The organism is Amycolatopsis acidicola (assembly GCF_007713735.2).
Classification (GTDB): Bacteria; Actinomycetota; Actinomycetes; order Mycobacteriales; family Pseudonocardiaceae; genus Amycolatopsis_E; species Amycolatopsis_E acidicola.
The window spans coordinates 1-1937 of record NZ_VMNW02000187.1 but is presented as its reverse complement, the minus strand read 5'-3'; the positions used below and the strand labels follow the sequence as shown (position 1 = coordinate 1937).

Below are 1937 nucleotides of genomic sequence, written 5' to 3'. Positions count from 1 at the left end.
AAAGTGATGGTCTGGCGGATGGTGGTGCCGGTGAGCATCATGATCAGCCGGTCGATGCCGAGCCCGAGCCCGCCGGTCGGGGGCATGCCGTGTTCGAGCGCGGTGAGGAAGTCCTCGTCGAGTTCCATCGCCTCGATGTCCCCGCTCGCCGCCCGCAGGCTCTGCGCGTGCAGCCGCTCGCGCTGGTCGAGCGGATCGGTCAGTTCCGTATAGGCGGTACCGATTTCGGCCCCGAACGCGATGAGGTCCCACCGCTCGGCCAGCCGCGGATCCTCGCGGTGCTGCCGGGTCAGCGGCGAGGTCTCCCTCGGATAATCGGCATAGAACGTGGGCCCCACGGTGTAGGGCTCGACGAGATGCTCGAACGCGGCCACCACCACCTCACCCGGCCCCGCGTCCTCGCCCACCGGCACCCCAGCCTGCCGGCACAATCGTTGCAGCACAGGCAATTCCGTGTCGGGCGTGACCTGCTCACCGAACGCGTCCGACACCGCGTCGTGCACCGTGATCACCGGCCAGTCACCGCTGAGGTCGTACTCGCCGTCCGCGCGGCGGGCGACCGGCGCACCGTGCGCCGCGACCGCTGCCGCCTGGATGAGTGAACGCATCAACTGGCGCATCGAGTGGTAGTCGCCGTATGCTTGGTAGGCCTCCAGCATCGAGAACTCAGGGTTGTGCGTGGCGTCCACGCCTTCGTTGCGGAAATTGCGGTTGAGTTCGAACACCCGCTCCACCCCCGCCACGCACAGCCGTTTCAGATACAGCTCCGGCGCGATCCGCAGGTACATGCGCTGATCGTAGGCATTCAGATGCGTCAGGAAAGGACGAGCGTGGGCACCACCATGCACCGACTGCAACATCGGGGTCTCCACCTCGAGAAATTCCTTGGCGTGCAAAAGATCCCGCACCGCCCGCACCGCGCGGCCGCGCACCCGCACCAGCTCCCCCGCGGACGGGTTCACGATCAGATCCAGATACCGCCGCCGCACCCGCGTCTCCGGATCAAGCAAACCCTTTCGCTTGTCCGGCAACGGATGCAGGCACTTCGCCGTCACCGTCCACTCCGCCACCCGCACCGACAACTCACCCCGCCGCGAGGTGACCACCTCACCCGACACCCCCACCTGATCCCCCAGATCCACAGTGGACCGCCACAACGCGTCACCACTGAGCATCACCTGGACCTCCCCCGACGCATCCCGCACCCGCGCGAACACCAGCCCACCCAGATCACGCACCGCGACCACCCGCCCAGCCAACCGAACCCGATGGCCCGTATGCGAGTCCGGCGGGAGTTCTTCGTGCCGAGCACGGATCTCGGCCACGGTCGTATCCCGGCTGAACCCCGGCGGATACGGGTCGATACCCGCTTCCCGCAGACGGTCGAGTTTCGCGATACGCACCCGGACCTGCTCCGGGCGCCGCAACGCCGCCTCGGGCGGCTCCTCCGCCTCGATTTCCCGCACTCGCGCAACGAAATCCTCGTCGACCCGATCGTGCGCGAACGCCCGGCGCGAGGGGCGCAGGCTCGTGGGCAGGAACCCTTCCAGCGCACCAGCGACCGAGCCGACGCGCGGAAGGCGACGGGCCGAGGTGTAGCAGACGTACCTCGGTACCCACTCCGGACCGTACTTCGCATTCGACCGGTACAACGACTCCAGCTGGAAGAAACGGGAGAACACGCCCAGCACCGCACGCCAGGCGCGCAGCACGGGCCCGGCTCCGATCCGCTCACCCGCGGCGAACACCGCACGAAACATCGCGAAGTTCAAGGAAATTCGCTGCGCCCCGAATCGGCCTGCCTCGGCAACAACCTGCGCGACGAGGTATTCGGTGAGCCCGTTCTCCGCGTCACGATCGCGACGCATCAGATCCAGGGAAAGCCCGCGCCGCCCCCACGGCACGAAGGACAGCAGCCCGCGCAACTGCCCGGTGGC

1 protein-coding gene is annotated in these 1937 nt (G+C 67.8%); it reads right to left on the bottom strand.

Going from position 1 to position 1937, the window contains the following annotated elements; all coding sequences use genetic code 11:
• Positions 1-1937, bottom strand: a 1937-nt coding sequence (gene lysX, locus FPZ12_RS45350; RefSeq protein WP_150980816.1) for a bifunctional lysylphosphatidylglycerol synthetase/lysine--tRNA ligase LysX, incomplete at both ends; no start/stop codon positions are given.